A 23869-nucleotide genomic window follows, 5' to 3' on the forward strand; every position below is an offset into this window, starting at 1 on the left:
GTGAAGGACCGCGTATCCATGAAGTTCAGCGCCGCCGCCCTGCTCGCCACCACCATCCTCGCCGCCCCCGCGCTCGCCCAGACCAGCGACCATGAGGCGCGCGATCGCAGCAGCCGCAGCGCGGTGCACGGCGACACGACCGAGGAAGTCGTGATCAGCGCACCGGGTATCGCGCAACTCGACCTGCTGGCGGGAACCTCGGTGGTTTCGGGTGATGAGCTGGTGCGCGACCTGCGCGGTCAGATCGGCGATTCGCTGACCAAGGTCCCGGGCGTTTCCGCCACCTCGTTCAGCCCCGGCGCGTCGCGCCCCGTGCTACGCGGTTTCCAGGGTGAGCGCGTGCGCGTGCTGTCGGACGGGCTCGGCACGCTCGACGTCTCGAACACCTCGTCGGACCATGCCGTGTCGATCGACCCGCTGACCGCCGAGCGGATCGAGGTGTTGCGCGGCCCGGCGGTCCTGCTGTTCGGCAGCCAGGCGATTGGCGGCGCGGTCAACGTGCTCGACCGCCGCATCCCGCGCGCGGTTCCGGAGAATCTCATCCATGTCGATGCGGTCGGCACCTATGGCTCGGCGGCCGACGAGCGCAGCGGCGGCGCGGCGGTCGATTTCCGCCTCAGCCCGCAGATCGTCGCGCATATCGACGGCAGCTATCGCAAGACCGACGATGTCCGTGTCGGCGGCTATGTGCTGAGCGCGCCGCTGCGCGCCGAGCAGCTCGCGATCGCCGATGAGGAGACCGCCGAGGGCCATCTCGACGAGGCGGCCGAAGCGACCGAGAACGCCAACCGCCGCGGCCGCCTGCCCAACAGCGCGACGCGCACCTACACGCTGGGCGCGGGCGTCGCGCTGATCAACGAGGGCGGGAATCTCGGCTTCTCGGTCGGCTATTACGACACCAATTACGGCGTCCCGGCGCGACCCGGCGCCGAGCACGATCACGGCGCGGGCGGCGGCGCGCATGAGGAAGAGGGCGACGTCACGATCGCGCTCAAGCAGTTCCGCGCCGACCTGCGCGGCGAGGTGCAGCTGGGCGGGTTCATCGACACGCTGCGGGTCCGCGCCGGCTATTCGGACTATGAGCATACCGAGTTCGAAGGCGCCGATGTCGGCACGCGCTTCTTCGCCGAGGGGTTCGAGGGCCGGTTGGAGCTGGTCCAGCAGAATCGCGGCGGCTGGCGCGGCGTGACCGGCTTCCAGGGCTTCACCCGCAAGTTCGACGCGATCGGCGAGGAAGCGTTCGTACCCAAGAACACGACCGACCAATACGGCCTGTTTACGCTCCAGGAAGTCGATTTAGGTGCCATCGGCCTAGAAGGCGCCCTCCGCTACGAACACACCAATGTCAGCACCGCAGCGGTCCGGCTGGGGCTGGACGACCCGGCGCAGTTCGCGGCGGTCAACCGCAATTTCGATGCGGTGTCGGGTGCGATCGGCGTCTCGCTGGAGGTCGCGCCGCGGGTCAAGATCGGTGTGAACGCCTCGCGCGCGGTCCGTGCGCCGGCGGCGGAAGAGCTGTTCTCCAACGGCATCCATGTCGCGACCCAGGCCTATGAGCTGGGCGACCCCAATTTCCGCACGGAAAAGAGCTGGGGCGGTGAGGTCTATGCGCGCGGCACCGCCGGCCCGGTGCGCTTCCAGCTCGCCGGCTATGCCAACTGGTTCACCGATTACATCTATGAGGCGGATACCGGACTGGAAATCGACGACGTTCCGGTGTTCCAGTATCGCCAGTCCGATGCCCGCTATGCCGGTGTCGAGGGCGAAATCTCCGCGATGTTCATCAAGGGCGCGGAAGGTGCCTTCTCGCTGGGCGGCAATCTGGTCGCGGACTATGTCGACGCACGGCTGGAGGATGGCAGCGCAGTACCGCGCATCCCGCCCTTCCGCGTGCTTGCCGGAATCGACGCCAGCCAGGGCCAGCTGGGCGCGCGCGTCGAGGTCGAACATGTCGTCCGCCAGACCCGCGTCGCGGCATTCGAAACCGAAACGCCGGCCTTCACGCTGGTCAACGCATCGGTCACCTGGCACCCATTCGGCGAGGCGCGCGAAACCTCGCTGATCCTGTCCGCCGACAACCTCTTCGACGTCGATGCACGACGCCACGCCAGCTTCACCAAGGATTTCGTGCCCCTCGCGGGCCGCGACATCCGCGTCGCGGCGCGCATCAGCTTCTAAAGCAATGCCCCCCGGCCAGGCGCTGCCGCTGCATCGAGCGGCGGCAGCGCCCAGTCGATCGCCCCCCGCCCGTGCTTTTCGAGAAATGCGTTGGCTTTCGAGAAATGGCGGCTGCCGAAAAAACCGCCATGCGCCGAAAGCGGCGAGGGGTGGACGGACTTGAGGACAAGGTGGCGCGGATCGACCGACGCGGCCTTTTTCTGGGCATGGCTACCCCACAGCATGAACACCACCGGATCGGCCAGCGCATTGACCTGAGCGATCACTGCGTCGGTGAACCGCTCCCACCCTCGCCCCTTGTGCGACGCCGCCTGCCCCATCTCGACCGTCAGCACGTTGTTGAGCAGCAGCACCCCCTGCCGCGCCCAATGCTCGAGAAAGCCATGATCGGGCGGATCGATGCCGAGATCACTCTTCAGCTCCTTGTAGATGTTCACCAGGCTCGGCGGCACCTTCACCCCCGGCTGGACCGAGAAGCACAGCCCATGCGCCTGCCCCGCGCCATGATAGGGGTCCTGCCCCAGGATCACGACGCGCACTTGCTCCGGCGGCGTGAGGTCAAGTGCGCGAAACCAGTCGCGCCCGCGCGGAAAGATGCGCTTCCCCGCAGCCTTTTCGGCCACGAGAAAGTCGCGCAGCTGCGCCATATAGGGGCTGTCGAATTCGGGCTGGAGTGCTGCCAGCCAATCGGGATGCAGGGCGGGAGCCATGAGCCATGACTGGGCGAAAGCCCAGATATCTGTCAATCGCGGCGATATAGGAGACCGGCATGCACATGAACCACGACGCAGCGGCGCCCCCAGCCCCCGAGATCGCCTTCGACCAGTTCCTCGCCGTCGATATCCGAGTCGGGACGATCATTGCGGCCGAACCTTTTCCGGAGGCGCGCAAGCCCGCCTATCGCCTGACGATCGATTTCGGCGCGACAATTGGGATCAAGCGTTCGTCGGCGCAGATCACCGAACGCTATGCGCTTGAGGATCTGGCCGGACGACAGGTCGCGGCGGTCGTCAACTTCCCCCCGCGTCAGATCGGACCGATGATGTCGGAAGTCCTCACCCTCGGCTTCCCCGGCGCGGACGGCGAAGTGGTGCTGGTGCATCCCAGCGTGCCGGTGCCCAATGGCGGCCGGCTATTCTAGACCCGGCGCTTGCCATTGCCGCCTGCTTAGGCAAATCTAGGTAATCACCCTGCGATAACAGCGGGTTTTCCCAACTGGAGGTTGAAAATTGCGCGCTTCTGCTCACACTCCCGTCCCTCTCGCCCTGGCGTTGCTCGGCGTATCGCTCGCTGCCACGCCGGCTGCGGCACAGCGGCTGGGCACGCCGACCCATTCGCAGCAGAACGAAGACGGCCTGCGCACCACCAAGGCGGTTGAGGCCGGTACCGAAGCCGGCGAAAAGGTCGAGTCCGTGGTGGTCAATGCCGGCGAGACCAAGGTGTTGCGAGTCGCGCCGGGTGCTGACGGCACGGTCGAGGCGTTCGTCCTGTCCGGCACGCCGTCCACCGTGCTGAAGGTCACGGTGTCGTTCAAGGGCGGCACGACCACGTTGAAGGCTGCCAATTCGACGGGTGGAACGGTCGGCTTCACCATCGAAGGCGACACGTCGGGGAGCGGAAGCTGGGCGCAGGCCGGCGAGGTCAAAGATCTGAAAAATCGCCAGTCTTCGAGCACCGACTATCAGGTCGAACTGAAGGCCGTGCGCCTGAGCGGATTCACCTACACCAAGAAATGAGACCGCCGCCCGCTGCCTAGCCGCGGCGGGCGGTCAGCAGATAGTTGAGGTTCTTGTCGTCGCTGAGATGGAATCCGGCGGCGGGCGAAAAGCCGAGTCCGGTGACGTCGCTGACGATCATGCCCGCGTCTTCGAGCAATGACGTAAGCTCTTCGGGAGTCAGGAACTTTGCATGATCGTGGGTTCCACGCGGGATCATGCCGAACCCCTCGCCGACCGTGATCATGGCAAGCCGCGACAGCGGCGTGCGGTTGGGCGTCGACAGGACCATGAGCCCGCCCGGGGCCAGGGCGGCGGCAAGGCCGCCAACGAATGCGGCGGGATCGGCGACATGTTCGATGACCTCCATCGAAGTCACGAGATCAAAGGTGCGACCCGCAACCTCCCGCTCGAACTCGCCCGCGCGATACTCGATGACAAGGCCCGATGCAGCAGCGTGCGCACGGGCCGCACCGATATTCTCGGGTGCCGCATCCACACCCGTCACCGCGGCGCCGAGCCGCGCCAGCGGCTCGCACAACAGCCCCGCACCGCAGCCGACATCGAGCGCGGTCTTCCCCGAAAGCGGGGTGAATGCGCGCGGGTCGACGTCCCAATGCGTGTCGATCGCCGCGCGGAGATAGCGCAAGCGCGGCGGGTTGAGCCGATGCAGCATCGCGGACGACCCCTGCGGATTCCACCAGTCCGCGGCGAGCCCGCCGAAATGCTCAGCTTCACGCGGGTCAATCGTTGCTTTGCTTGTCATCGTCATGCCCCCCTCCTATCAGCGCCCCCGCAACAGCCCAAGGGGGATGGCCGCTATGGCGCGTATCGTGATGAAGTTCGGCGGCACGTCGATGGCGGGCATCGAGCGGATTCGCAATGTCGCCGCACGCGTGAAGCGCGAATGGGATGCGGGCAATCAGGTCGCGGTGGTGGTCTCCGCGATGGCGGGCGAGACCGACCGACTGGTCGGTTTTTGCAAGGAAGCCAGCCCGCTCTACGACCTGCGCGAATATGACGTCGTCGTGGCGTCGGGCGAGCAGGTGACCAGCGGGCTGCTCGCGATCACGCTTCAGGCGCTCGGCGTTCCCGCGCGCAGCTGGCTGGGCTGGCAATTGCCGATCCACACCAGCAGCGCGCACGCCAGCGCGCGGATCGGGTCGATCGACACCGACGCGCTTAACGCCAGCCTGGCCGATGGGCAGGTCGCGGTGATCCCCGGCTTCCAAGGGCTGGCCGAGGACAATCGCGTGACCACCCTTGGCCGCGGCGGATCGGATACCAGCGCCGTGGCGGTGGCGGCGGCGATGAAGGCGGACCGGTGCGACATCTATACCGATGTCGACGGGGTCTATACGACCGATCCGCGCATCGTGCCGCGGGCGCGCAAGCTGTCCAAGGTCACCTATGAGGAGATGCTGGAGCTGGCGAGCGTCGGAGCGAAGGTGCTCCAGACGCGCTCGGTCGGGCTGGCGATGAAGGAAGGAGTGCGCGTCCGCGTGCTCTCCAGCTTCGAGGATGCGCAGGACGAGGGCGGCCATCGCGGCACGCTGATCGTCGGCGAAGAGGAGATTGACGACGTGGAACGGCAGCTGATCACCGGCATCGCGCACGACAAGAACGAGGCGAAGGTGACGCTCACCAACGTCCCCGACCGCCCCGGCGCGGTGGCGCATATCTTCGGCCCGTTGGCCGACGCCGGAATCAACGTCGACATGATCGTCCAGAATGTCGCGCACGCCACCGGATCGACCGACGTAACCTTCACCGTCCCGCGCGCCGAGCTGGCCCGTGCGCTCGACGTGCTGGGCAAGGCGAAAGGGCCGATCGGTTACGATACGCTGATCCACGACACCAAGATCGCAAAGATCAGCGTCGTCGGCGTCGGCATGCGCAGCCATGCGGGCGTCGCCGCGACGATGTTCGACACGCTCGCCGAGCGCCGCATCAACATTCTCGCCATCACCACCAGCGAGATCAAGGTGTCGGTGCTGATTCACGAGGACGAAACCGAACTGGCCGTTCGCGTCCTGCACACCGCCTATGGGCTGGACGCGCCGGAAGGCGAAGCGGCCTGAGCCGGGCCTGGGTTCACTCTCCGATCAGGTGAAGCGCGACGCGGCGGCGATGCGGGCTGTGGCGGTGTTCGAATAGAAAGACGCCCTGCCAGGTACCGAGCACCGGCACTCCGTCTACGACCGGGATCGACAAAGACGTCGCGGTGACCGCTGCCCGCAGATGCGCGGGCATGTCGTCAGGGCCCTCATCGTCATGTTCGTAGCTGCCCCTTTCGGGCGCGATTTGGGCGATCCAGCGCTCGAGGTCGCGCCGCGCGGCGGGGGCGGCGTTTTCTTGAATCAGCAGCGAGCAGCTGGTGTGCCGAACGAACAGCGTGAGCAGACCGGTGGCGATACCGCTCTCCGACACCCAGCGCCGCACCGCCGGGGTGAATTCATGCAGCCCCTGTCCCGGGCTATCGATCGCCAGTTCGTGCACCGCTTGTCGCATGTATCCCTTGTGGCGGATTGAACCTCCGCGCGTCCACGGCATTGTTGCGAAATGCGTATCGCCTTTCTCACCGCCTTTGCCGCGCTTGCCGCGTGCTCGCCAGCGCCAGCACCTCCGGCTAATCAGACCGCGAACGATCCGGCACCGATCGAATCCCCCATTCCGCCTAGCCCGACCCCCACCCCCACGCCGATCGCGCTGGAAGCGGTGACCGAGGCGGCGGTCGGCACCCTCACGGGCGAGTTGCGATGCGCGTTCCTGTCCGATGACGGCACGCTGCTGCTCGCAGGAGCGGCCAATGTCGGCGCGGACCAGCGTGCGACCGCAGTCGTCATGCGCGGCGGCAAGCCGGTGACGCTTTCCGCACGCAACGCCGGTGGCTTCGACGCACTCACCCGCGGTGGTAGCTTTACCGGTGACGGGCTGACCGTCTCGCTGACGCGCGGTGCGGAACGGCCGACCGACCATGAGGGGTCGAGCCACACCGCGACTCTATCGGTCGAGGGGCCCGGGCTCGCCCCGCGCGCGATCGACGGCGTGTGGGAATGCGGCCCCTAGCGCTGATCGCTTGCCTAAGCCCGTACCGCCCGGCTAGGCGGCAACCATGACCATTGGTGAAGAGCGCCTTCAGCGCCGCATGGCGCGCGGCATCGAATTTCTCGGCAGCGAGACCGCGATCCTGTGTGGGGCGATGTCGTGGGTGAGTGAGCGCAACCTAGTCGCCGCCATTTCCAACGCGGGCGGATTCGGACTGATCGCGTGCGGCGCGATGACGCCTGAACTGCTCGACGCAGAGATCACGGGCACCAAGGCGCTGACCGACAAGCCGTTCGGCGTGAACCTGATCACCATGCACCCGCAGCTGTTTGAGCTGATCGACGTCTGTGCGAAGCATGGCGTGACGCATATCGTGCTGGCGGGCGGCCTGCCGCCCGCTGGATCGCTCGACGCGATCAAGGGCAACGGCGCCAAGCTGATCTGCTTCGCCCCCGCGCTTAGCCTCGCCAAAAAGCTGATCCGATCGGGTGTCGACGCGCTGGTGGTCGAGGGGATGGAGGCCGGCGGGCATATCGGCCCGGTGTCGACCAGCGTGCTCGCGCAGGAAATCCTGCCCGAAGTGTCGGAGCAGGTGCCCGTATTCGTCGCGGGCGGCATCGGCCGGGGCGAGGCGATCGCCGGTTATCTCGACATGGGCGCGGCGGGCGTCCAGCTCGGCACTCGCTTCGCCTGCGCGACCGAAAGCATCGCGCACGCCAACTTCAAGAAGGCCTTCTTCCGTGCCAGCGCGCGCGATGCGATCTCGAGCGTCCAGATCGATCCGCGCCTTCCGGTGATCCCGGTCCGCGCGCTCAAAAACGCCTCGTCGGAGCTGTTCACCGCCAAGCAGCGCGAGGTCGCGCAGCTGCTCGACGAGGGCAAGGTCGAGATGATGGAGGCGCAGCTCCAGATCGAACATTATTGGGCAGGCGCACTGCGCCGCGCGGTGATCGAGGGCGATGTCGATAACGGATCGCTGATGGCGGGCCAGTCGGTCGGGATGGTGACGAAGGAGGAACCGGTCGCCGACATCATCGCACAACTGATGGCCGAAGCGGCAGCGGCGCTGGAGAAGCGGGCGGCTTAGCGCAGGCGCGCTTGCACCGCTGCAAGCGCGCGTGGTCAGTCGCGGTGCGATCCGAGCTGATCTTTGCCCTGAAGCGCAGCCCGGGCAACGTCTCCCCGATCCAGGGATGCAAGCGACCCGTCTGGGAGATCGCTATCCCAATGTTCAGGCTCGGCGTAGAATCGCAGCGCCAGTTCGAGGCGCAGTCGTTGCGAACGGGAAGCCTCCAGCGCCAGGCGCGCGACCTCGACTTCGGGAAAGTCGTCGCCCCCGCCCGAGAGTATGATGGCTGCATCCGCAGCGCGCCCGCGCGTCTTCAGGACTTGGGCAGCAAGCGCACGCACCTGTTCGGCGTTGGGCCCTGTCATACCAGTTGAGACGCGTTGGTCGGCGCATCCGCATATCCCCGAAGCCTCATAAGGCCGCTCCTGAGACGATCGGGCGATATCGAGCCGCCGAACGATACCCGGACCGCTTCAGGGCCGGCATCGCCCACCGCGAACCGCTCCGACGGGATGACCGAAAGACCGGTCGGGCGCATCAGGTCGGCGAGGTTCCTTCCGGTCAGATGAGACGGAAGACGGAGCCAGAGATGATATCCTTCCGGATGGCTCGAGACATCGAGTCCGGCCAGAAGTTCGCTTGCCAGCTGCTGACGCTTTGCGCTTTCATCGCGCATTTTGGCCAGCAACTGATCGAAGGTGCCGTTGCTTATCCAGGCGCTTACCAGCGCGACGTTCAAGGGCGGCGCCATGATCGTCGTCTCGTGCAGTATGGACGCGAGGCGCAGGCCGCCGGCCATGTTCGGCGCACGTAAGAACGCGACGCGCAGCGCCGGCGAAATGATCTTGGACGTGCTGGCGATATACCAGGTGCGATGCGGAACGTAGCTCGCCACCGGCGCAATCGGAGACGCGGCGAGCGCGCCATAGGCATCGTCCTCGATAATCTGGACGTCCTGCTCCTCCGCGACGTGGGCGATGGCCTGCCGCTCCGAGGCGGTCAGGGTCGCGGCGGTGGGATTGTCGTTGGTCGGGACGAGGTAGAGCGCCTTGATATCGCCCCGAGTGCATACGCGACGGAGCGCCTCTGCGTCGATCCGGGGCAGCGCGATCAGCCGGAGTCCAAGACGCTCGGCGATCGCGCGAAACCCGGGGTACACATGGGATCCGCAAGCGATCGCATCGCCGACGTCGAACAGCGCGCTCATGATCGCAGACAGCGCACTCTGGCCTCCGGAAGAAATCAGCACATCGTCGTCAACCGACGAAACGCCCAGGCGCGTCAGCAACTCCGCGCCCACGATCCGGTCTTCGCGCGCGCCACCGGCGGGCTGATATTGCAGGCTCGACGCAGCATTGTGCGACATCAGCTCGCTGATTGTCTGGGCGATCGTGCGACCCAGAATATCCCTGGGCAATTCGGGCGGCATGTTCATGCCGGCATCCGGGGTCTGACGCCTTGGGACTTCGGCTTTCGACGGGTCGCGTACATAGCTGCCGGATCGACCCCGCCCCTCGATGAACCCGCGCAAGCGGGCGGCTTCATAGGCGCGGGTGACCGTCGTAAGATCGACGCCCAGGCGATCGGCGAGATGCCGCTGCGGCGGCAACCGGTCGCCCGCCTTCACGACGCCCGTGTCGATCGCCTGCGCCAATGCGTCGGCGATAGCGACGTACTTCACGCCACCCAATTCAGTCGGGTCAGGAATCCAGCGGTCGTTCATCCGATTCGCTCTTTTTGGGCGCGGTTTCGTTGAGCTTAGCCCAAAGCTTCGCCGTCCCCGCCTCCTGCGAGTTGTTGGCGAATTGCGATGCGACCAGCCAACCCTTCAACGGGCGAAGCGGAAGAATACACCCGATCGCCATCATGGGAATCGTCGTCAGCATATGAACCCACATGGGCGGGTCGAACGCGACCTGGAACCAGACACCGATGAAGGTGAGCGGGAAGGCGACGAAGCATAGCGAGAAAAAGGCGGGACCATCATCCGGCGACGCCCATTCGTAGCTCAAGCCACAATTCTCGCAGCGATCGGTGATCTTCAGCCAGGACTTGAACATCGCACCCTTCCCGCATCGCGGACACAGCCCGTGCCACCCGGAATACAAGATCCATTTCCACTTCGCGTCGCCCTCGAAGGCCGGTTTCATCACTTCTCTCCATGCATAATCCATACATACGCGTATTGCATGGAATAGCAAGAACGGGGCGCGCCTAGAGTCGAACGATGGGCAAGGGATCGGCTCGTCCCTTTTCGCGACATGCTTAACCAATCTTTGACACCGGCCTGCTTGGGTAGCGGCCATGACCCGCCTCCTCCTCACCCTGCCGCTGCTCGCCCTCGCGAGCGGCTGCGCCAGGCCGGAGCGGACGACCGCTCCCGCGCCGCTTGCCGTCCCCGCGCCTCCCCCCGTTCCGACCGCGGCACCGCGCGCGCCCGATGGTGCTGCGGCCAATCTTGTCATTCCCGCTCGCCTCACAGATGGCAGCTATGCAACGCCCAACCGCGGCGTCTCCGCCGCAGCCGCGGCCTGGCATTTGCGCGCCGCATTCAACGTCGCGGCGCTCAACTGCAACGATCCGGAAGTGGCCCCTGCCTATAACCGGTTCCTCAAGGCGCATCGCACCGCGCTGAAGGCCGCGCATCAGGCACTGAGCCGCGAATTTGGCGACGCATCGGCGTTCGATCCGGCGATGACGCGGCTCTACAATTATTTCGCGCAGCCGCCGGTCATGGCCCAGTTCTGCGCGGCGGCACTTCCGCTGCTGCGGGAGGCCGCCACGGTACCGGCGGGCGATTTTGCGGCCTTCGCGCCCCGCGCACTGGCCGCGATCGACCGGCCGTTCACAGACTTCTACGCCCGCTATGACGCCTGGCGCGTCGATCTTGCCGCATGGCAACGCGGTGAGGGCGCCGCCCCCCGATTGCGCTACGACGACGCCGTGTTCGCAGCCGTGCCGACGGTAACCGGCGGTACGCAGCGACTGGCGGGCCGCTGACGATCGTTTCGGACCCGAACAGCCCGCGCTGCGTTTGATCGGGCGAACCCCGTCGGGCGGGGGAAGGGGAGTCAGGGCATGAGCGGGCAGTTCGTCATTCCGGCAGCAGCGCTGGCGGTCGCGATCGCGATCACCGCCGCGCTGATGCTCAGCCGCTTCGGCCGATCCGACCAGTGGATCGCCACCGTCACTCCGCTCGCGTCGATTATCGGATCGGGCTTTCTGGTATGCGGACCGCTACTGGCGCGCGAATTCGGCCTGTACGCGGCACCGGCGATGGCGGTGCTGTTGCTGCTCGCCTATGCGATCGGTGCGGTGATCCGGTTCAACATCGCCCATGCCGAGCCGCATCTGGCGCAGGCCGGGCGCACCGACACCGCGCACTGGATGGCACGCGTGGGCCAGGTCGTGCTGGCCATCGCCTATGCCGTCTCGGTCGCCTATTATCTGAAGCTATTGGCGATGTTCGCGCTCAAGGCGGCGGGCTCGCAGTCCGAACTGATCGGCAACATCATCGTCACCGCGATCCTGGGCGTGCTCGCGCTGCTGGCGCTGCGTGGCGGCCTGCGTCGCGTCGAACATGTCGCGCATGCCAGCGTGTCGATCAAGCTGGGGTTGATCGGAGGCATGCTCGCCGCGCTGGGTATCGGATGGGCGTGGCATGGCGGAACGGCGGGATCGTTCCCGGTCCCGGTACCGGGGCTCGACGGCCAAAGCCTGCTCCTGCTGCTCGGCCTGCTGATCACCGTGCAGGGGTTCGAGACCTCGCGCTACATGGGTGAGGAATATGATGCGCCCACCCGCATCCGCACGATGCGCCATGCGCAGTTGATCGCTGCGGGAATCTACATCGCCTTTCTCGTCCTGCTGACGCCGTGGCTGGGCGATGCCGCGCACAGCCGGGGGGTTGCGGGCGTGCTCGACGTGATGACTGGGATCGCCGCTCCGCTCGGGTCACTGGTGCTTGCCGCAGCGGTGGCGAGCCAGTTGTCCGCGGCCGTCGCCGATGCGATCGGGTCGACCGGCATCGCGATCGAACTGTCGGGTAAGCGACTGGGCGTGGCCGCCGGGTTCCTGATCGCGGCGGGACTCTCGATTTCGGTCACCTGGTTCACCAATTCGGTGATGGTGATCGCCCTCGCCTCGCGCGCGTTCGCCGCCTATTATGCGATCCAGTGCGGGATCGGCATCGCCGTGGCGCGCGCCGATGGGAAGGCGGGCCTGCTCAGGCAGTGCGGATTTGCGGCGCTGGCGGCGATCTGCGTCGCCGCCGCGCTTTTCGGTGCGCCCGCAGAGGGCGAGGGCTAGGCCAGTCCGCGACGATCTGATAGCGCCAGCATATGCCCGTTTCCGCCGCCGCCTCCGCCCGCGAAATCCTGACGCGGCTGCACGATGTGATGGCCTCGCGTTCGCTGGCGCAGGCGAAGCTCAATTCGGTGGTCGACATCATCGGCGAGTCGCTCGTCAGCGAAGTCTGCTCGATCTATCTGCTGCGCGAGGGCGTGCTGGAACTGTTCGCAACGCGCGGGCTGGCGCAGGAGGCGGTTCACGTCACCAAGCTGGCATTGGGCGAAGGCTTGGTCGGCATGATCGCGCGCAATGTCGAGACGCTGAATCTGGACGAAGCCGCGAGCCATCCCGACTTCGCCTATCGCCCGGAAACGGGTGAAGAGAAATATCACAGCTTCGCCGGAGTACCGATCATCCGCAAGGAGCGCGCCGTCGGCGTGCTAGCGGTGCAGCATTCCGATCCGCGCCGATACGAAGAGGTGGAGATCGAAGCGCTCCAGACCGTCGCGATGGTGCTGTCCGAGCTGATCGCGAATGCCGGCCTGGTCGACGAGGCCGGAGCGACCGGCGGGACGACGCGCCCGCAATCGACCGCGACCGCGCGGATTACCGGGTTCAAGCTGGTCGAGGGGATGGCTGCCGGTGCCGCGGTTTTCCACCAGCCGCGCATCACCATCGAGCATACGGTCGCCGAGGACACCGAGGCCGAGCGGCACCGCGTCTATGCCGCGTTCGACAAGATGCGCGAGCAGATCGACCGCATGACCAGCCAGGCCGATTTCGGCGCGGCGGGCGAGCATGACGAGGTCCTCGAGACCTACAAGATGTTCGCCTATGACGAGGGCTGGAGCCGCCGGATCAACGAGGCGATCGACAGCGGCCTGACCGCCGAAGCCGCGATCGAACGCGTCCAGCAGCGTACGCGGATGCGGATGCGGCAGATCGACGATCCGCTGCTGCGCGATCGCATGCACGATCTGGAAGATCTGTCGAACCGGTTGCTCCGGATCGTGTCGGGGCAGCTCGGCACCGCCGCGCAACTCGGGCTGCGGCAGGATTCGATCCTGATCGCGCGCAATCTCGGCCCCGCCGAACTGCTCGAATACGACCGCCGCCGGCTGAAGGGCGTGATCCTGGAGGAAGGGTCGCTCACCGCGCACGTCACCATCGTCGCGCGCGCGATGGGCGTTCCGGTGCTGGGCCGGGTCAAGGACATCCGCCGCCTGATCGCGGAGGGCGACCGGCTGTTGCTCGACGTCACCGAGGAGACGCTGGTCATCCGTCCGTCACTGGCGATGGAGGAAGCGTTCGACGCCAAGTTGCTGGTCACGCAGAAGCGGCGTGCCGCGTTCGCCGCGCTCAAGAACGTCGCCCCGGAAACGAAGGACGGGGCGCGGATCACGGTGATGGTCAACGCGGGGCTGCGCGACGACGTCGCCGCGCTCGACCTGACCGGCGCCGACGGGATCGGCCTGTTCCGCACCGAATTCCAATTTCTCGTTTCCGCCACCCTCCCCCAGCGCGAGGGGCAGAAGCGCCTGTATCGCGATGTCCTCGAGGCCGCAGGCGAACGGCCGGTGATCTTCCGCACCGTCGATATCGGCGGAGACAAGGCGCTTCCCTATCTCGACCATGACGAGAATGGGGACGAGGAAAACCCCGCGATGGGCTGGCGCGCGCTGCGGCTGGCGCTCGATCGCGAAGGGTTGATGAAGGTGCAGGCGCGCGCGCTGCTGGAAGCCGCCGCCGGACGCACGCTCAACGTCATGTTTCCGATGGTGTCGGAGCCATGGGAATTCGAGGAAGCGCGTGCCCTGTTCGAGGCGCAGCGGACCTGGCTGGAGGGACGCGGCCACAAATTGCCGCTGCAGATCCGCTATGGCGCGATGCTGGAAGTGCCGGCGCTGGCCGAAGTACTCGATATCCTGCTCCCCCGGCTCGATTTCCTGTCGATCGGCACGAATGACCTGACGCAGTTCCTGTTTGCCGCCGATCGCGCGCATCCCAAGCTGGCGGTGCGGTACGACTGGCTGAGCCCGTCGATCCTGCGTTTCCTGCGTCGCGTGACGCGGGAGGCGCAGGCGGCAGGCGTGCCGATCGCGGTGTGCGGCGAGATGGGCGGGCGACCGCTGGAGGCGATGGCGCTGATCGGCCTGGGCATCGACCGGCTGTCGATCACCCCGGCCGCAGTGGGGCCGATCAAGGCGATGGTCCGCTCGCTCGACCGTGCGGCCCTTGCGCCCGCACTTGACGCGCTGCTTGCGGCACCTCCGACCGACCTGCGCGCGGCGCTCGAAGCGTGGGCCGTGGAGCACGGGATCGAACTTGCCTGATCGAATCGCCCGAAAAACCGGGCATTTCAGGTGGTACCCACGTTGACATCGCCCTAAGACAAGGCGCAGGCGCGAACTTTGGCACGACACGACCGGAGGGATTGAATGGACGGCGAACCCGGCGAAACCCCCAGCCTCTTTCCGGAGAAGGTCGGGGAGAAGCTGCGCGACGCGCGGCTCGCCCAGGGGCTGGAGCTGTCCGACATCGCCGCCCGCACGCGCGTGCCGCTGCGTCACCTTCAGGCGATCGAGGCGTCGGACTATTCCGGGCTCCCCTCCCCCACCTATGCCATCGGCTTCGTCAAGGCCTATGCCCGCGCCGTCGACGCGGACGAGGTCGCACTGGCGCGGGAGCTGCGCGAGGAGACGTCGGACACCTTCGCCGCGCGCGAGATTTATGAAAGCTACGACCCCACCGATCCGGTGCGCGAACCGCCGGGCGGGATCGTGTGGGCGGGCGCGGCGATCGCGCTGCTGCTCGTCGGCGCGCTGGCACTCTGGTACGGTACCGACCTGTTCCGCGGCGGCGTCTCGGTCGCGCCGGAACCGGCCGTGACTGCGACGCCGAGCCCCACCCCCACCCCGTCTCCCACGCCGTTGATCGGCGGCCAGGTAACGCTGATTGCGACCCAACCGGTGTGGCTGCGTATTTACGACGCAACCGGCGCGCGGCTGTTCGAGAAGGAAATGGCGGCGGGCGAGCGCTACGACGTGCCGCGCGACGCCAACAATCCGATGATCAATCTGGGCCGACCAGAGGCGATCCAGGTCACGATCAACGGGTCCAATGTCGCGCCGCTGGGCGCGGCGGGGCGTGCGATCAAGGATGTCCCGGTGAGCGCGGCAGCGTTGCGCGCGCGCGGCGCACCGGGCGCGTCGTCCGCACCCCCTCCGCAACCAACCCCGGCAGCAGCATCGGCACGGCGGGCGGCGACTCCGGCCCCTACACCGACGCCCCGCGCCCGTCCGACAAATCCGGCACCGCTCCCACCGGTCGCGCTTCCTTCGCCGCCCGTTCGGATCGTCACCCCGCCACCGCAGACAACTGCGACTCCGGGCACTTAAGGCTGGCGTCAGATTCCCTCTGCCAATTATCGTGCTATAGGTAACGCAGCGTAAGGGTATTCGCGGGTGGGGAACAGAATGCGGTTTTCGATGAAAGGTGCGGCGACGGCACTGGTGCTTTCGGCCATGGCAACGATCGCGCTGCCGGTTGCGGCGCAAACGAGTCGGGACGGGATCGAAGGCCGGGTCGACCGGCTGGAGCGCGAGATGCGCGCGGTGCAACGCAAGGTGTTCCCCGGCGGTGCCGGCCAGACGGTGGAGCCGCAGATCACTGCGCCCCAGCAGGGGCCCGGCGCACCCGGCATTCCGGCGAGCGGCGTGGTCACCGACCTGACCGCGCGGGTCAACGCGCTCGAATCGCAACTGTCGGGCATGACCGGCCAGATCGAGCAGAGCCAGTATCGCCTGCGCCAGTTGGAAGATGCGTTCAACGCCTACAAACGCTCGACCGATGCCCGGCTGAAGGCGCTGGAAGATACCGCCTCGTCTGTCGGCGGCGGCGAGACGCCCGCTCCGGTCAGCGGGACGCGCCCGGCGAGCGGCGGTCCGACGACCACCACGCCGACCCGCCCCGCCAGCACGCCGGTCGCCGGGGTCGAACGACCTTCAACCGACGATCCGGCGGAAGACGGCTATATCTACGGATTCCGTCTGTGGTCCGCGAAGCAATATGACAAGGCGATCCCGGAGCTGCGCACGGTCGTGCAGAAATATCCGAAGCATCGCCGCGCCAGCTATGCCCAGAACCTGCTGGGTCGCGCGTTGCTCGACCAGGGCAAGCCGGCACTCGCCGCGACTGCGTTTTTCGAGAATTATCAGAAGATGCCCAACGGCGAGCGCGCGCCGGATTCGCTCTATTATCTCGCCCAAGCGCTCGTGAAGATGAAGAAGCCGTCGAGCGAGGTGTGCAAGGTCTATGACGAACTGACCCAGGTCTATGGCGACCGGATCAGCGAAGCGATGAAGATGGATGTCACCACCGGCCGTTCCGCCAGCAAGTGCAAGTGACCTGAATCCGCTCGGCCCCGAGTTGGTCGAGCGGTTTCGACGCGATCTGGCCGATGCGCTCGGTCGGACCGCCGCGCCGGAGGACCAGTTCGCGCTCGCCGTCTCAGGGGGCGCGGACAGCATGGCGATGCTGGCGCTGGCGCATGCGGCCTATCCCGGACGCGTGATGGCGGCTACCGTGGACCACCGGCTGCGCAGCGCTAGCTCGGACGAGGCGGAGATGGTCGCGCGCTGGTGTGCGAAAGTGGGTATCCGGCACGCAACGCTGACACCGAACCGCACCATCTCGCCGACCAATTTGCAGGCCGACGCGCGCAAGGTACGCTATGACCTGCTTGGCGCCTGGGCGATCGGGATCGGAGCCGTCGTCCTGTTGACTGCGCATCAGTGCGACGACCAGGCGGAGACCTTTCTGATGCGCGCACGGCGCGGGTCAGGGCCGGGCGGGCTGGCGGGCATCCGCACCCGCTGGACATGGGAGCGGCATCGCTGGCATCGGGGCTATCCGCAGGGCGGGGTCGTGGCGGTTGCGGACGTCGACGCGGTGACGGTGGTCCGGCCGCTGCTCGGCTGGCGGCGTAGGGAATTGCGCGGCCTGGTCGAAACCGCCAGCATCCCGTTCGTCGACGATCCCAGCAACGATGATGAGCGGTTCGATCGGGTCCGTGCCCGGCGCCTGCTCGCCGAACAGCCGTGGATCGACGCCGAAGCGCTCGCCCGATCAGCGCGAATCTGCGCGGAAGCCGACGCAGATCTCGACGCGATGATGGTCTGGCTCGGTCGCGAGCGCACGCGCGAGAGCTGCGTCGAGGAGCGGCGCATCGATGTTGCCGGACTTCCCCGCGAGTTGCGCCGGCGGCTGGCGCGCGATGCGATCGGATATGTCCGGCTGGTGAGTGCGATCAGCGAGGGCCGGTGGTCCGAAAGCGCCAATGTCGAAGCGCTGCTCGATGCGCTGGAGGGCGGCACCGGCGCCACCCAGGCGGGGGTAATGGCGGTGGCGGAGGGCGATGTGTGGACCTTTCGCGAGGCCCCGCCGCGCCGTTCGCACTGATCGGCCCAAAGCAGGCGCTGTTCCATTGCCATTAACCTGCACGCGCCTATCTTATGTGCTGAGGAAGGTACAAGCGACACATGAGCGACGACAACAAGCAGCAGGGTCCCGAGAATAACGGCAACCCGTGGATGAAGAGCCTGCTCATCTGGGTGGGTATTCTGGCCGCGCTGGCGCTGTTCGTGACCATGTTCCAGAACCCGACCGGCGGCGCCGCCGGACCGACGATTGCCTATTCGGATTTCCTGAACAAGGTCGAGGCGGGCGAGGTCAAGGATGTCAACGTCGCGGGAAGCGTGATCACCGGCACCTTCGATAACGATACCAAGTTTCGCACCAACGCGGTTCCCGACGCCCAGTTGATCCCCACGCTGCGCAAGCAGGGCGTGACGATCAGTGCGCGGCCCGAGGAGCAGCCGTCGATCTGGCAATATGTGCTGGTGCAGGCGCTCCCGTTCCTGCTGTTTCTCGGCATCGCCTTCTTCGTGCTGCGCCAGATGCAGAAGGGCTCGGGATCGGGCGCGATGGGGTTCGGCAAGTCGCGCGCCAAGCTGCTGACGCAGAAGGAAGGTAAGGTCACCTTTGACGATGTCGCGGGTATCGACGAGGCGCGCGAGGAGCTGGAAGAGGTCGTCGAGTTTCTCAAGGACCCGACCAAGTTCGCGCGGCTGGGCGGCAAGATTCCCAAGGGCGCGCTGCTGGTCGGCTCGCCCGGCACTGGCAAAACGCTGCTCGCCCGCGCGATCGCTGGCGAGGCAGGCGTGCCGTTCTTCACGATTTCGGGCTCGGACTTTGTCGAGATGTTCGTCGGCGTCGGCGCCAGCCGCGTCCGCGACATGTTCGAACAGGCCAAGAAGTCGGCCCCGTGCATCGTGTTCATCGATGAGATCGACGCGGTCGGCCGCCATCGCGGTGCGGGCCTCGGCAACGGCAATGACGAGCGCGAGCAGACGCTCAACCAGCTGCTGGTCGAGATGGACGGGTTCGAGGCGAATGAGGGGATCATCATCGTCGCGGCGACCAACCGCCCCGACGTGCTCGATCCCGCGCTCCTGCGCCCGGGCCGCTTCGACCGGCAGGTCGTCGTCCCGCGCCCGGATATCGAGGGCCGGGTGAAGATCCTGCAGGTGCATATGAAGAAGGTGCCGCTGGCGCCGGACGTCGACGCGCGCACGATCGCGCGCGGCACGCCGGGCTTCTCCGGTGCCGATCTCGCCAACCTGGTCAACGAGGCCGCGCTGATGGCCGCGCGCAAGGGCAAGCGCCTCGTTGCGATGCAGGAGTTCGAGGAAGCCAAGGACAAGGTCATGATGGGCGCCGAGCGGCGTTCGATGGTGATGACCGACGATGAGAAGCGGATGACCGCCTATCACGAGGCGGGCCATGCCATCGTTAGCCTGCACGAGCCCGCGTCGGACCCGATCCACAAGGCGACGATCATCCCGCGCGGCCGTGCCCTCGGCATGGTGATGCGTCTGCCCGAACGGGACAGCTACAGCTATCACCGCGACAAGATGTACGCGAACCTCGCCGTCGCTATGGGCGGTCGCGTCGCCGAAGAAGTGATCTTCGGCTATGACAAGGTGTCGTCGGGCGCGTCCGGCGACATCCAGTACGCCACCGGCCTCGCCCGCGACATGGTCACCAAATGGGGCATGTCGGACAAGGTCGGCCCGGTCGAATATGCACAGCCCGAGGGCGAAAGCTTCCTGGGCTATTCCTCGTCGCAGCCACGCCACATGTCGAACGAGACGCAGCAGCTGATCGACCATGAAATCCGCGCGACGGTCGAGGGTGGGCTGGAACGCGCGCGCGCGGTGCTGACCGAACATCTCGACCAGTTGCACAAGCTGGCCGGTGCGCTGCTCGAATATGAGACGCTGTCGGGCGAAGAGATCAAGAAGCTGCTCAGCGACGGCGACATCGGTCGTCCGGACCCGGCGACGCTCAAGGGTCCGGTTGCGGCTGCCGGCACCTCGATTCCCAAGACCCGGCGGCCCAAGGGTCCGTTCGGCAATCCCGCGCCACAGGGGGCATAACGCCCTCTAGTTGGTCGATGACTTGGATGCGGCCCGCGCGATGAGCGCGGGCCGCATCGTTTCGGCGATATCCGCGTCGCTGCGCGCGACCAACGCCTCCAAAATGGCGATCCGCGCCGCGCATTTTGCAGTCGGATCCGAACCCTCCATCGCGTCCTCGAGCCGCCTTGCCGCTGCGGCATCACCGTTGGCCGCGCTGCGCAAGAGATCGCCGGCGGGGATTTCGCGGCCCTTTTCTGCAGCGCTTGCCGGTGCCGGCATACTCGCCGCAACGCGCAGCGCATGGCCATAATGGCGTCGCTGCAGCGCGGGGCTGAGCGGAGCGGCGGTCCTGCCTCTGTCCTCGCCACTGCAACTCCTCGGGTCTTTGTCCTGCCACTCGCGCAGCTGCGCCAGCCGAATATCCATCTCCGCCGCGATCAGCGACGCTGGGGCGCGGGGCAGCCGCGCGCGATAGGCGGCGTTGACCAGCGCATCGATTGCGCGCGCCCCCTCCGCGTGGGCGCGGGTCCCGTCGGCTATCGCGTCGCGGATCGCCTTTACCTGTGCGTACAGCTCCGGGTTGCCCGTCCTGACCAGGCGGAAGCCGGGCTCGCGCGCCTCGAGCGCCGACATCGGGCTCGTGGGGACGACCTGAATGGGCGGGGCAAGCGCCTCCCGCTTGGTGTCGGGCGCGGACAGAACTGCGGCAAACACCAATATGATCCACAAACCCCACCCGATCAGATCCGCCACGGCGCCGGCACGGCCCTGAGGGTCGCGCGTGCGCAGTGCGCTCATCAGCAGCAGTCCGGTCCCCCCGGCGACACCCCAGGGCAGGAGCGACGATCCCGCGGGGCCCCAATCTCCCCGCAGCACCGCACCCAACAGCAGCAGCACGGTCGCGACCGTCGCGATCAGGATCGGGCGCGACGCGATCAGCTGTCCGATCGCGGTGCGCGCGGATATGCCGATCAGCCCGCAGGAGGCGACGAAGGCGAGCAGCGCCACCTGTTCCGCGGCCGTCATCGCGAGAAAGCCGGCAGCACCCAGCGCGCCGAGAATACCGAGGCCGACGGTGCGCTTCCACGGCACCTCGCCCCCGTCGCGCTCGCCCGCGTCGAGCAGCAGGATCGCGATCGCGCTGGCCACCGCGAGCAGGATCGCGCCACCGGCGAGCCACGGCGTCATCGGCGCACCGATAAAGGCAGCGGCCGCCAGCAGCCACAGGCCGAACCGCCAACCAAAGCCGGGCACCACGTCTTCGCCGGCATGCGCGCGCCGCCAGTGCATCGGCGCGACCACCCGCCAATGGAGCAGTGCAAGTCCGATACCGACCGCGCCCGCCGCGATGGCGCCGCCGATCCGCAGGGCAGACGTCGCCCCGCTCAAGGCGAACAGGACCGCCCCGAGTGCACCGAGCATCAGCAGCACGATCTCGGAGAAGCCGAAATGCGGTCGCTCGAGATACACGCGCCACCAGTCGGCAGCGCGCGGTTCGAAGCTATGGGCGATTCCTGGCAGATCATATTGCGCGAGATCGAACAGCTCCCGCACCTGGGGGACGACTCCGGGTCGCAACGCACCGATCCTGCGACGCCATCCCGGCACGCTGCCGCGCGTCAACGCCCGCCACCCGGCATTCAGTGGATGCCCGCCACCCTGAAACCCGGCAATCAGTCGCCACTCGTCCAGCCGGGTGCGAATCTGCCACACCGCGGGCGGGTGATTGCCCTCTCCCTCCCAACCGAACGCGGCCATCGCCTGTTTTAGGATCGCATCGCTGCGCGGGATGGTGTCCGCGATCAACGAGGCCAGCCAATGCTCGATCCGATCGCGACGGTCGATTTCCATCAGCGCAGGCGCGGCCATCAGTGCTTCGAACGCAGCGACGAGACCGACCCGGTCCTTGAACCATGGGCCGCGTAACCCGGCCTCCAGCGTGGCCTTCAGCTGGTCGAGTTCGGCGGCATCGGCATCTCGCGCCAACGCCGCCGGGTCGGGGGGTGGCGGTGCCACCGGCGCCTCCGGAGGAAGGGGCGTGAAGTTGAGATCGCCCCCCTCGTCTTCGGTCATGACGGGCTCGGGCGGCACTTCGACAATCGCGGGGACGCGCTCCGGATGCTCGTCGGGTGGCGCGTCCTCCACGTCGGCCGTCTCGACCTCGTCCCCCTCCTCGTCCCAACCATAGTCATACTCGACCCAGCGCAGCGCCGCCTCATAGGCTTCGCGCAACGCCATGAAGCCCTTGGGATCGTCCTCGGGATTGGTCGTCTTGAGCTTGCCGGCATAGGCACGGCGGATCGCCGCGCGCTCGCTGCCGCGCGGGATGCCCAGCACCTCCCACCAGGGCTTCACGCCGATCGCTTCACAGGAAGGTCTCGCCCTCGAGCTGGTCGAGCGCGCTGTGCAGTTCCTTGCGCGCCGTCTCGATCGTGCGCGGGTCCTGGCTCTCCAGCGCGGCGGCGAAGCGCGACATCAGCTCGCCGACCCAATAGCGCTGGTCGCCGAGGAAATTCTCGTAGCATTTCTCGCCGCGCGCGATCGCCGCCTTGTTCTCAGCCTCGTCGCGCGGATGGACCTTTAGTCCGGCCAGCGCCGCGCGCGCCTTTTCCAGCGCGGCCGGGTCCGCAACATTGCCGTCGTTGATCGTCAGGCTGACGCTCTCCCCCGTCTGCGGCACGACGATATCGACCTCGAGCAGACCGGAGATGTCGTAGGAAAAGCGGACATCGACCGCCTGCCCCTTCGGGCCGCGCGGAACGCGCACGGTGGTTTGGCCAATCTCGACATTATCCCGGACCAGCCGCGCTTCGCCTTGAAAAATCCTGAAATCGACCTTGGTCTGGTTGTCGTGCATCGTGCCGAAGGTGTGAACGCGGCTCGCCGGGATCACGGTGCCACGTTCGATGATCGGTGCGAACAACCCGTCTTCGATCCCCCCGCCGGGCAGGTGCCGCGCCGTTTCGACCCCCAGCGAATAGGGGCAGACGTCGGTGACCACGACTTCCTTCAGCGCCGAATCGCGCGATTTGAGCGCCGCCTGCACCGCCGCGCCCAGCGCCACTGCCTCGTCGGGATTGACCGTCGCATTGGGGAATCGGCCGAACATGCGCGTGACGGCACTGCGCACTACAGGCATCCGCGTCGCGCCGCCGATCAGGATGATCTCCGACAGGTCCGCGCTCTTGAGTCCCGAATCGCGCATCGATCGCAGCACCGGTTCGCGCAGCCGGTCGACCAGCGGCTTGGCGGCCTCCTCGAACATCGTCGTGGTGACGGTGTGACGATATTCGGCGTCCTTCCAGACGATCCGCATCTCCGCTTCCTGACCGGTCGAGAGCGCGCGCCGCGCCCGCTCGGCCGCCTCGCGCAATTTCTGGTGCAACGGATCGTCGCCGCGCCCGGTCTCGCCGAAGTCACTGGCGTGCGCATCGCGCATCATCGCCACGAGCAGTTCGTTGAAATCCTCGCCACCCAGATGATTGTCGCCGGTCGAGGCACGCACCTCGATAATCCCTTCGAAAATCTCGACGATCGACACGTCGAACGTGCCGCCGCCCAGGTCGAACACAAGGAAGCGCGATTCGTCGGCGAGTTGGTGGATGCCATAAGCGAGCGCGGCGGCGGTCGGCTCGTTGACCAGCCGCTCGACCTTCAGCCCGGCGAGCTCGCCCGCGCGATGCGTCGCCTTGCGCTGCTTGTCGTTGAAATAGGCGGGGACGGTGATCACCGCCTCGGTCACCTCCTGCCCCAGAAACGCCTCGGCATCGGCTTTGAGGCTGCGCAGGACCAGCGCCGACAGCTCTTCGGGTGAGAAATTGCGCTTGCCCAGCCGCGTCGTGCGCTGCGAGCCCATATAGCGTTTGAACGCGGTCGCGGTGACGTCCGGGTGGCTCGCCATCCGCTCGCGCGCGGCAAGGCCGGTGATCACCTCGCCCTGCTCGTCGATGCTCACCGCGCTGGGGGTGAGCATATGGCCGAGCCGGTTGGGGATCAGCTCCGCCGCGCCGTCGCGAAACACCGCCGCGGCACTGTTCGTGGTGCCGAGGTCGATACCGATAATCATTGCGCTGCGTCCCCCGTCGAAT

21 protein-coding genes are annotated in these 23869 nt (G+C 66.9%); 14 read left to right on the forward strand and 7 right to left on the reverse strand.

All coding sequences use genetic code 11. From position 1 onward, the window contains the following. The first annotated feature begins 18 nt into the window (after nt 1–18). Nucleotides 19–2178 carry a TonB-dependent receptor gene (locus ABS767_RS01700; protein WP_408076631.1) on the forward strand — a complete coding sequence of 720 codons (2160 nt, stop codon included), beginning with the start codon at nt 19–21 and terminating at the stop codon, nt 2176–2178. Here ABS767_RS01700 and ung read toward each other — a convergent pair. Then, a complete protein-coding gene (ung, locus tag ABS767_RS01705) occupies nt 2175–2888 on the reverse strand; it encodes a uracil-DNA glycosylase (protein ID WP_408076632.1) in 714 nt (237 codons plus the stop codon). The genes ABS767_RS01700 and ung overlap by 4 nt on opposite strands. 59 nt (nt 2889–2947) lie before the next feature. On the opposite strand from ung, the gene ABS767_RS01710 reads away from it, so the two are divergent. Both ABS767_RS01710 and ABS767_RS01715 read left to right on the forward strand, forming a co-directional pair. Beyond that, nucleotides 2948–3319, forward strand: a complete 372-nt coding sequence (locus ABS767_RS01710; protein ID WP_408076633.1) for a tRNA-binding protein — start codon at nt 2948–2950, stop codon at nt 3317–3319. Between the two features lie 88 nt (nt 3320–3407). Continuing rightward, on the forward strand, nt 3408–3914 hold the full coding sequence (locus ABS767_RS01715) for a hypothetical protein (protein WP_408076634.1): 507 nt from the start codon (nt 3408–3410) through the stop codon (nt 3912–3914). 16 nt (nt 3915–3930) lie between these two features. On the opposite strand, the gene ubiG is transcribed toward ABS767_RS01715, so the two are convergent. Next, the gene (gene ubiG / locus ABS767_RS01720) at nt 3931–4665 is read right to left on the reverse strand and encodes a bifunctional 2-polyprenyl-6-hydroxyphenol methylase/3-demethylubiquinol 3-O-methyltransferase UbiG (RefSeq protein ID WP_408076635.1); all 735 of its coding nucleotides are present in this window, start codon (nt 4663–4665) and stop codon (nt 3931–3933) included. Between the two features lie 49 nt (nt 4666–4714). On the opposite strand from ubiG, the gene ABS767_RS01725 reads away from it, so the two are divergent. Continuing rightward, nucleotides 4715–5974, forward strand: a complete 1260-nt coding sequence (locus ABS767_RS01725) for an aspartate kinase (RefSeq protein WP_408076636.1) — start codon at nt 4715–4717, stop codon at nt 5972–5974. 13 nt (nt 5975–5987) lie between these two features. On the opposite strand, the gene ABS767_RS01730 is transcribed toward ABS767_RS01725, so the two are convergent. Next, nucleotides 5988–6404: a secondary thiamine-phosphate synthase enzyme YjbQ gene (locus tag ABS767_RS01730; RefSeq protein WP_408076637.1), complete on the reverse strand. Its 417-nt coding sequence runs from the start codon at nt 6402–6404 to the stop codon at nt 5988–5990. A 51-nt stretch (nt 6405–6455) separates the two neighbouring features. Between ABS767_RS01730 and ABS767_RS01735 the strand changes: the two genes are divergently transcribed. Genes ABS767_RS01735 through ABS767_RS01745 form a run of 3 tightly spaced genes read left to right on the forward strand, consistent with a single transcriptional unit; the run spans nt 6456 to nt 8384 of the window. After that, a complete protein-coding gene (locus ABS767_RS01735) occupies nt 6456–6962 on the forward strand; it encodes a hypothetical protein (RefSeq protein ID WP_408076638.1) in 507 nt (168 codons plus the stop codon). 46 nt (nt 6963–7008) lie between these two features. Continuing rightward, entirely contained in the window at nt 7009–8028 is a 1020-nt protein-coding gene (locus ABS767_RS01740) for an NAD(P)H-dependent flavin oxidoreductase (protein ID WP_408076639.1), read from the forward strand. 44 nt (nt 8029–8072) lie between these two features. Continuing rightward, nucleotides 8073–8384: a hypothetical protein gene (locus tag ABS767_RS01745; RefSeq protein ID WP_408076640.1), complete on the forward strand. Its 312-nt coding sequence runs from the start codon at nt 8073–8075 to the stop codon at nt 8382–8384. Here the strand turns inward: ABS767_RS01745 and ABS767_RS01750 are convergent. Both ABS767_RS01750 and ABS767_RS01755 read right to left on the reverse strand, forming a co-directional pair. Continuing rightward, nucleotides 8372–9733 (reverse strand): aminotransferase-like domain-containing protein, encoded by a 1362-nt coding sequence (locus ABS767_RS01750; protein WP_408076641.1) that lies wholly within the window; start codon nt 9731–9733, stop codon nt 8372–8374. The genes ABS767_RS01745 and ABS767_RS01750 overlap by 13 nt on opposite strands. Beyond that, nucleotides 9711–10160, reverse strand: a complete 450-nt coding sequence (locus ABS767_RS01755; RefSeq protein ID WP_408076642.1) for a DUF983 domain-containing protein — start codon at nt 10158–10160, stop codon at nt 9711–9713. Before ABS767_RS01755 ends, ABS767_RS01750 begins: the two co-directional genes overlap by 23 nt. Before the next feature lie 154 nt (nt 10161–10314). Between ABS767_RS01755 and ABS767_RS01760 the strand changes: the two genes are divergently transcribed. The 7 genes from ABS767_RS01760 (at nt 10315) to ftsH (ending at nt 19799) form a co-directional block, all read left to right on the forward strand. Further along, complete coding sequence (locus ABS767_RS01760; RefSeq protein WP_408076643.1) at nt 10315–11010, forward strand: hypothetical protein; 696 nt, start codon at nt 10315–10317, stop codon at nt 11008–11010. 78 nt (nt 11011–11088) lie between these two features. Beyond that, nucleotides 11089–12318 (forward strand): hypothetical protein, encoded by a 1230-nt coding sequence (locus ABS767_RS01765; RefSeq protein WP_408076644.1) that lies wholly within the window; start codon nt 11089–11091, stop codon nt 12316–12318. Between the two features lie 32 nt (nt 12319–12350). Next, nucleotides 12351–14633, forward strand: a complete 2283-nt coding sequence (gene ptsP / locus ABS767_RS01770) for a phosphoenolpyruvate--protein phosphotransferase (RefSeq protein WP_408076645.1) — start codon at nt 12351–12353, stop codon at nt 14631–14633. Between the two features lie 105 nt (nt 14634–14738). Next, the gene (locus ABS767_RS01775; RefSeq protein ID WP_408076646.1) at nt 14739–15698 is read left to right on the forward strand and encodes a helix-turn-helix domain-containing protein; all 960 of its coding nucleotides are present in this window, start codon (nt 14739–14741) and stop codon (nt 15696–15698) included. A 126-nt stretch (nt 15699–15824) separates the two neighbouring features. After that, entirely contained in the window at nt 15825–16706 is an 882-nt protein-coding gene (locus ABS767_RS01780) for a tetratricopeptide repeat protein (protein ID WP_408076647.1), read from the forward strand. Next, nucleotides 16669–17760, forward strand: a complete 1092-nt coding sequence (gene tilS, locus ABS767_RS01785; protein ID WP_408076648.1) for a tRNA lysidine(34) synthetase TilS — start codon at nt 16669–16671, stop codon at nt 17758–17760. The genes ABS767_RS01780 and tilS overlap by 38 nt, the downstream gene beginning before the upstream one ends. Nucleotides 17761–17840: 80 nt before the next feature. Further along, the gene (gene ftsH, locus ABS767_RS01790; RefSeq protein WP_408076649.1) at nt 17841–19799 is read left to right on the forward strand and encodes an ATP-dependent zinc metalloprotease FtsH; all 1959 of its coding nucleotides are present in this window, start codon (nt 17841–17843) and stop codon (nt 19797–19799) included. A 6-nt stretch (nt 19800–19805) separates the two neighbouring features. On the opposite strand, the gene ABS767_RS01795 is transcribed toward ftsH, so the two are convergent. Then, complete coding sequence (locus ABS767_RS01795) at nt 19806–22136, reverse strand: hypothetical protein (RefSeq protein WP_408076650.1); 2331 nt, start codon at nt 22134–22136, stop codon at nt 19806–19808. 10 nt (nt 22137–22146) lie between these two features. After that, nucleotides 22147–23847, reverse strand: coding sequence for an Hsp70 family protein (locus ABS767_RS01800; protein WP_408076651.1), 1701 nt, complete (start codon nt 23845–23847; stop codon nt 22147–22149). Nucleotides 23848–23869: the final 22 nt, after the last annotated feature.

This window comes from Sphingomonas plantiphila, from assembly GCF_046000505.1.
Taxonomy (GTDB): Bacteria; Pseudomonadota; Alphaproteobacteria; order Sphingomonadales; family Sphingomonadaceae; genus Sphingomonas; species Sphingomonas plantiphila.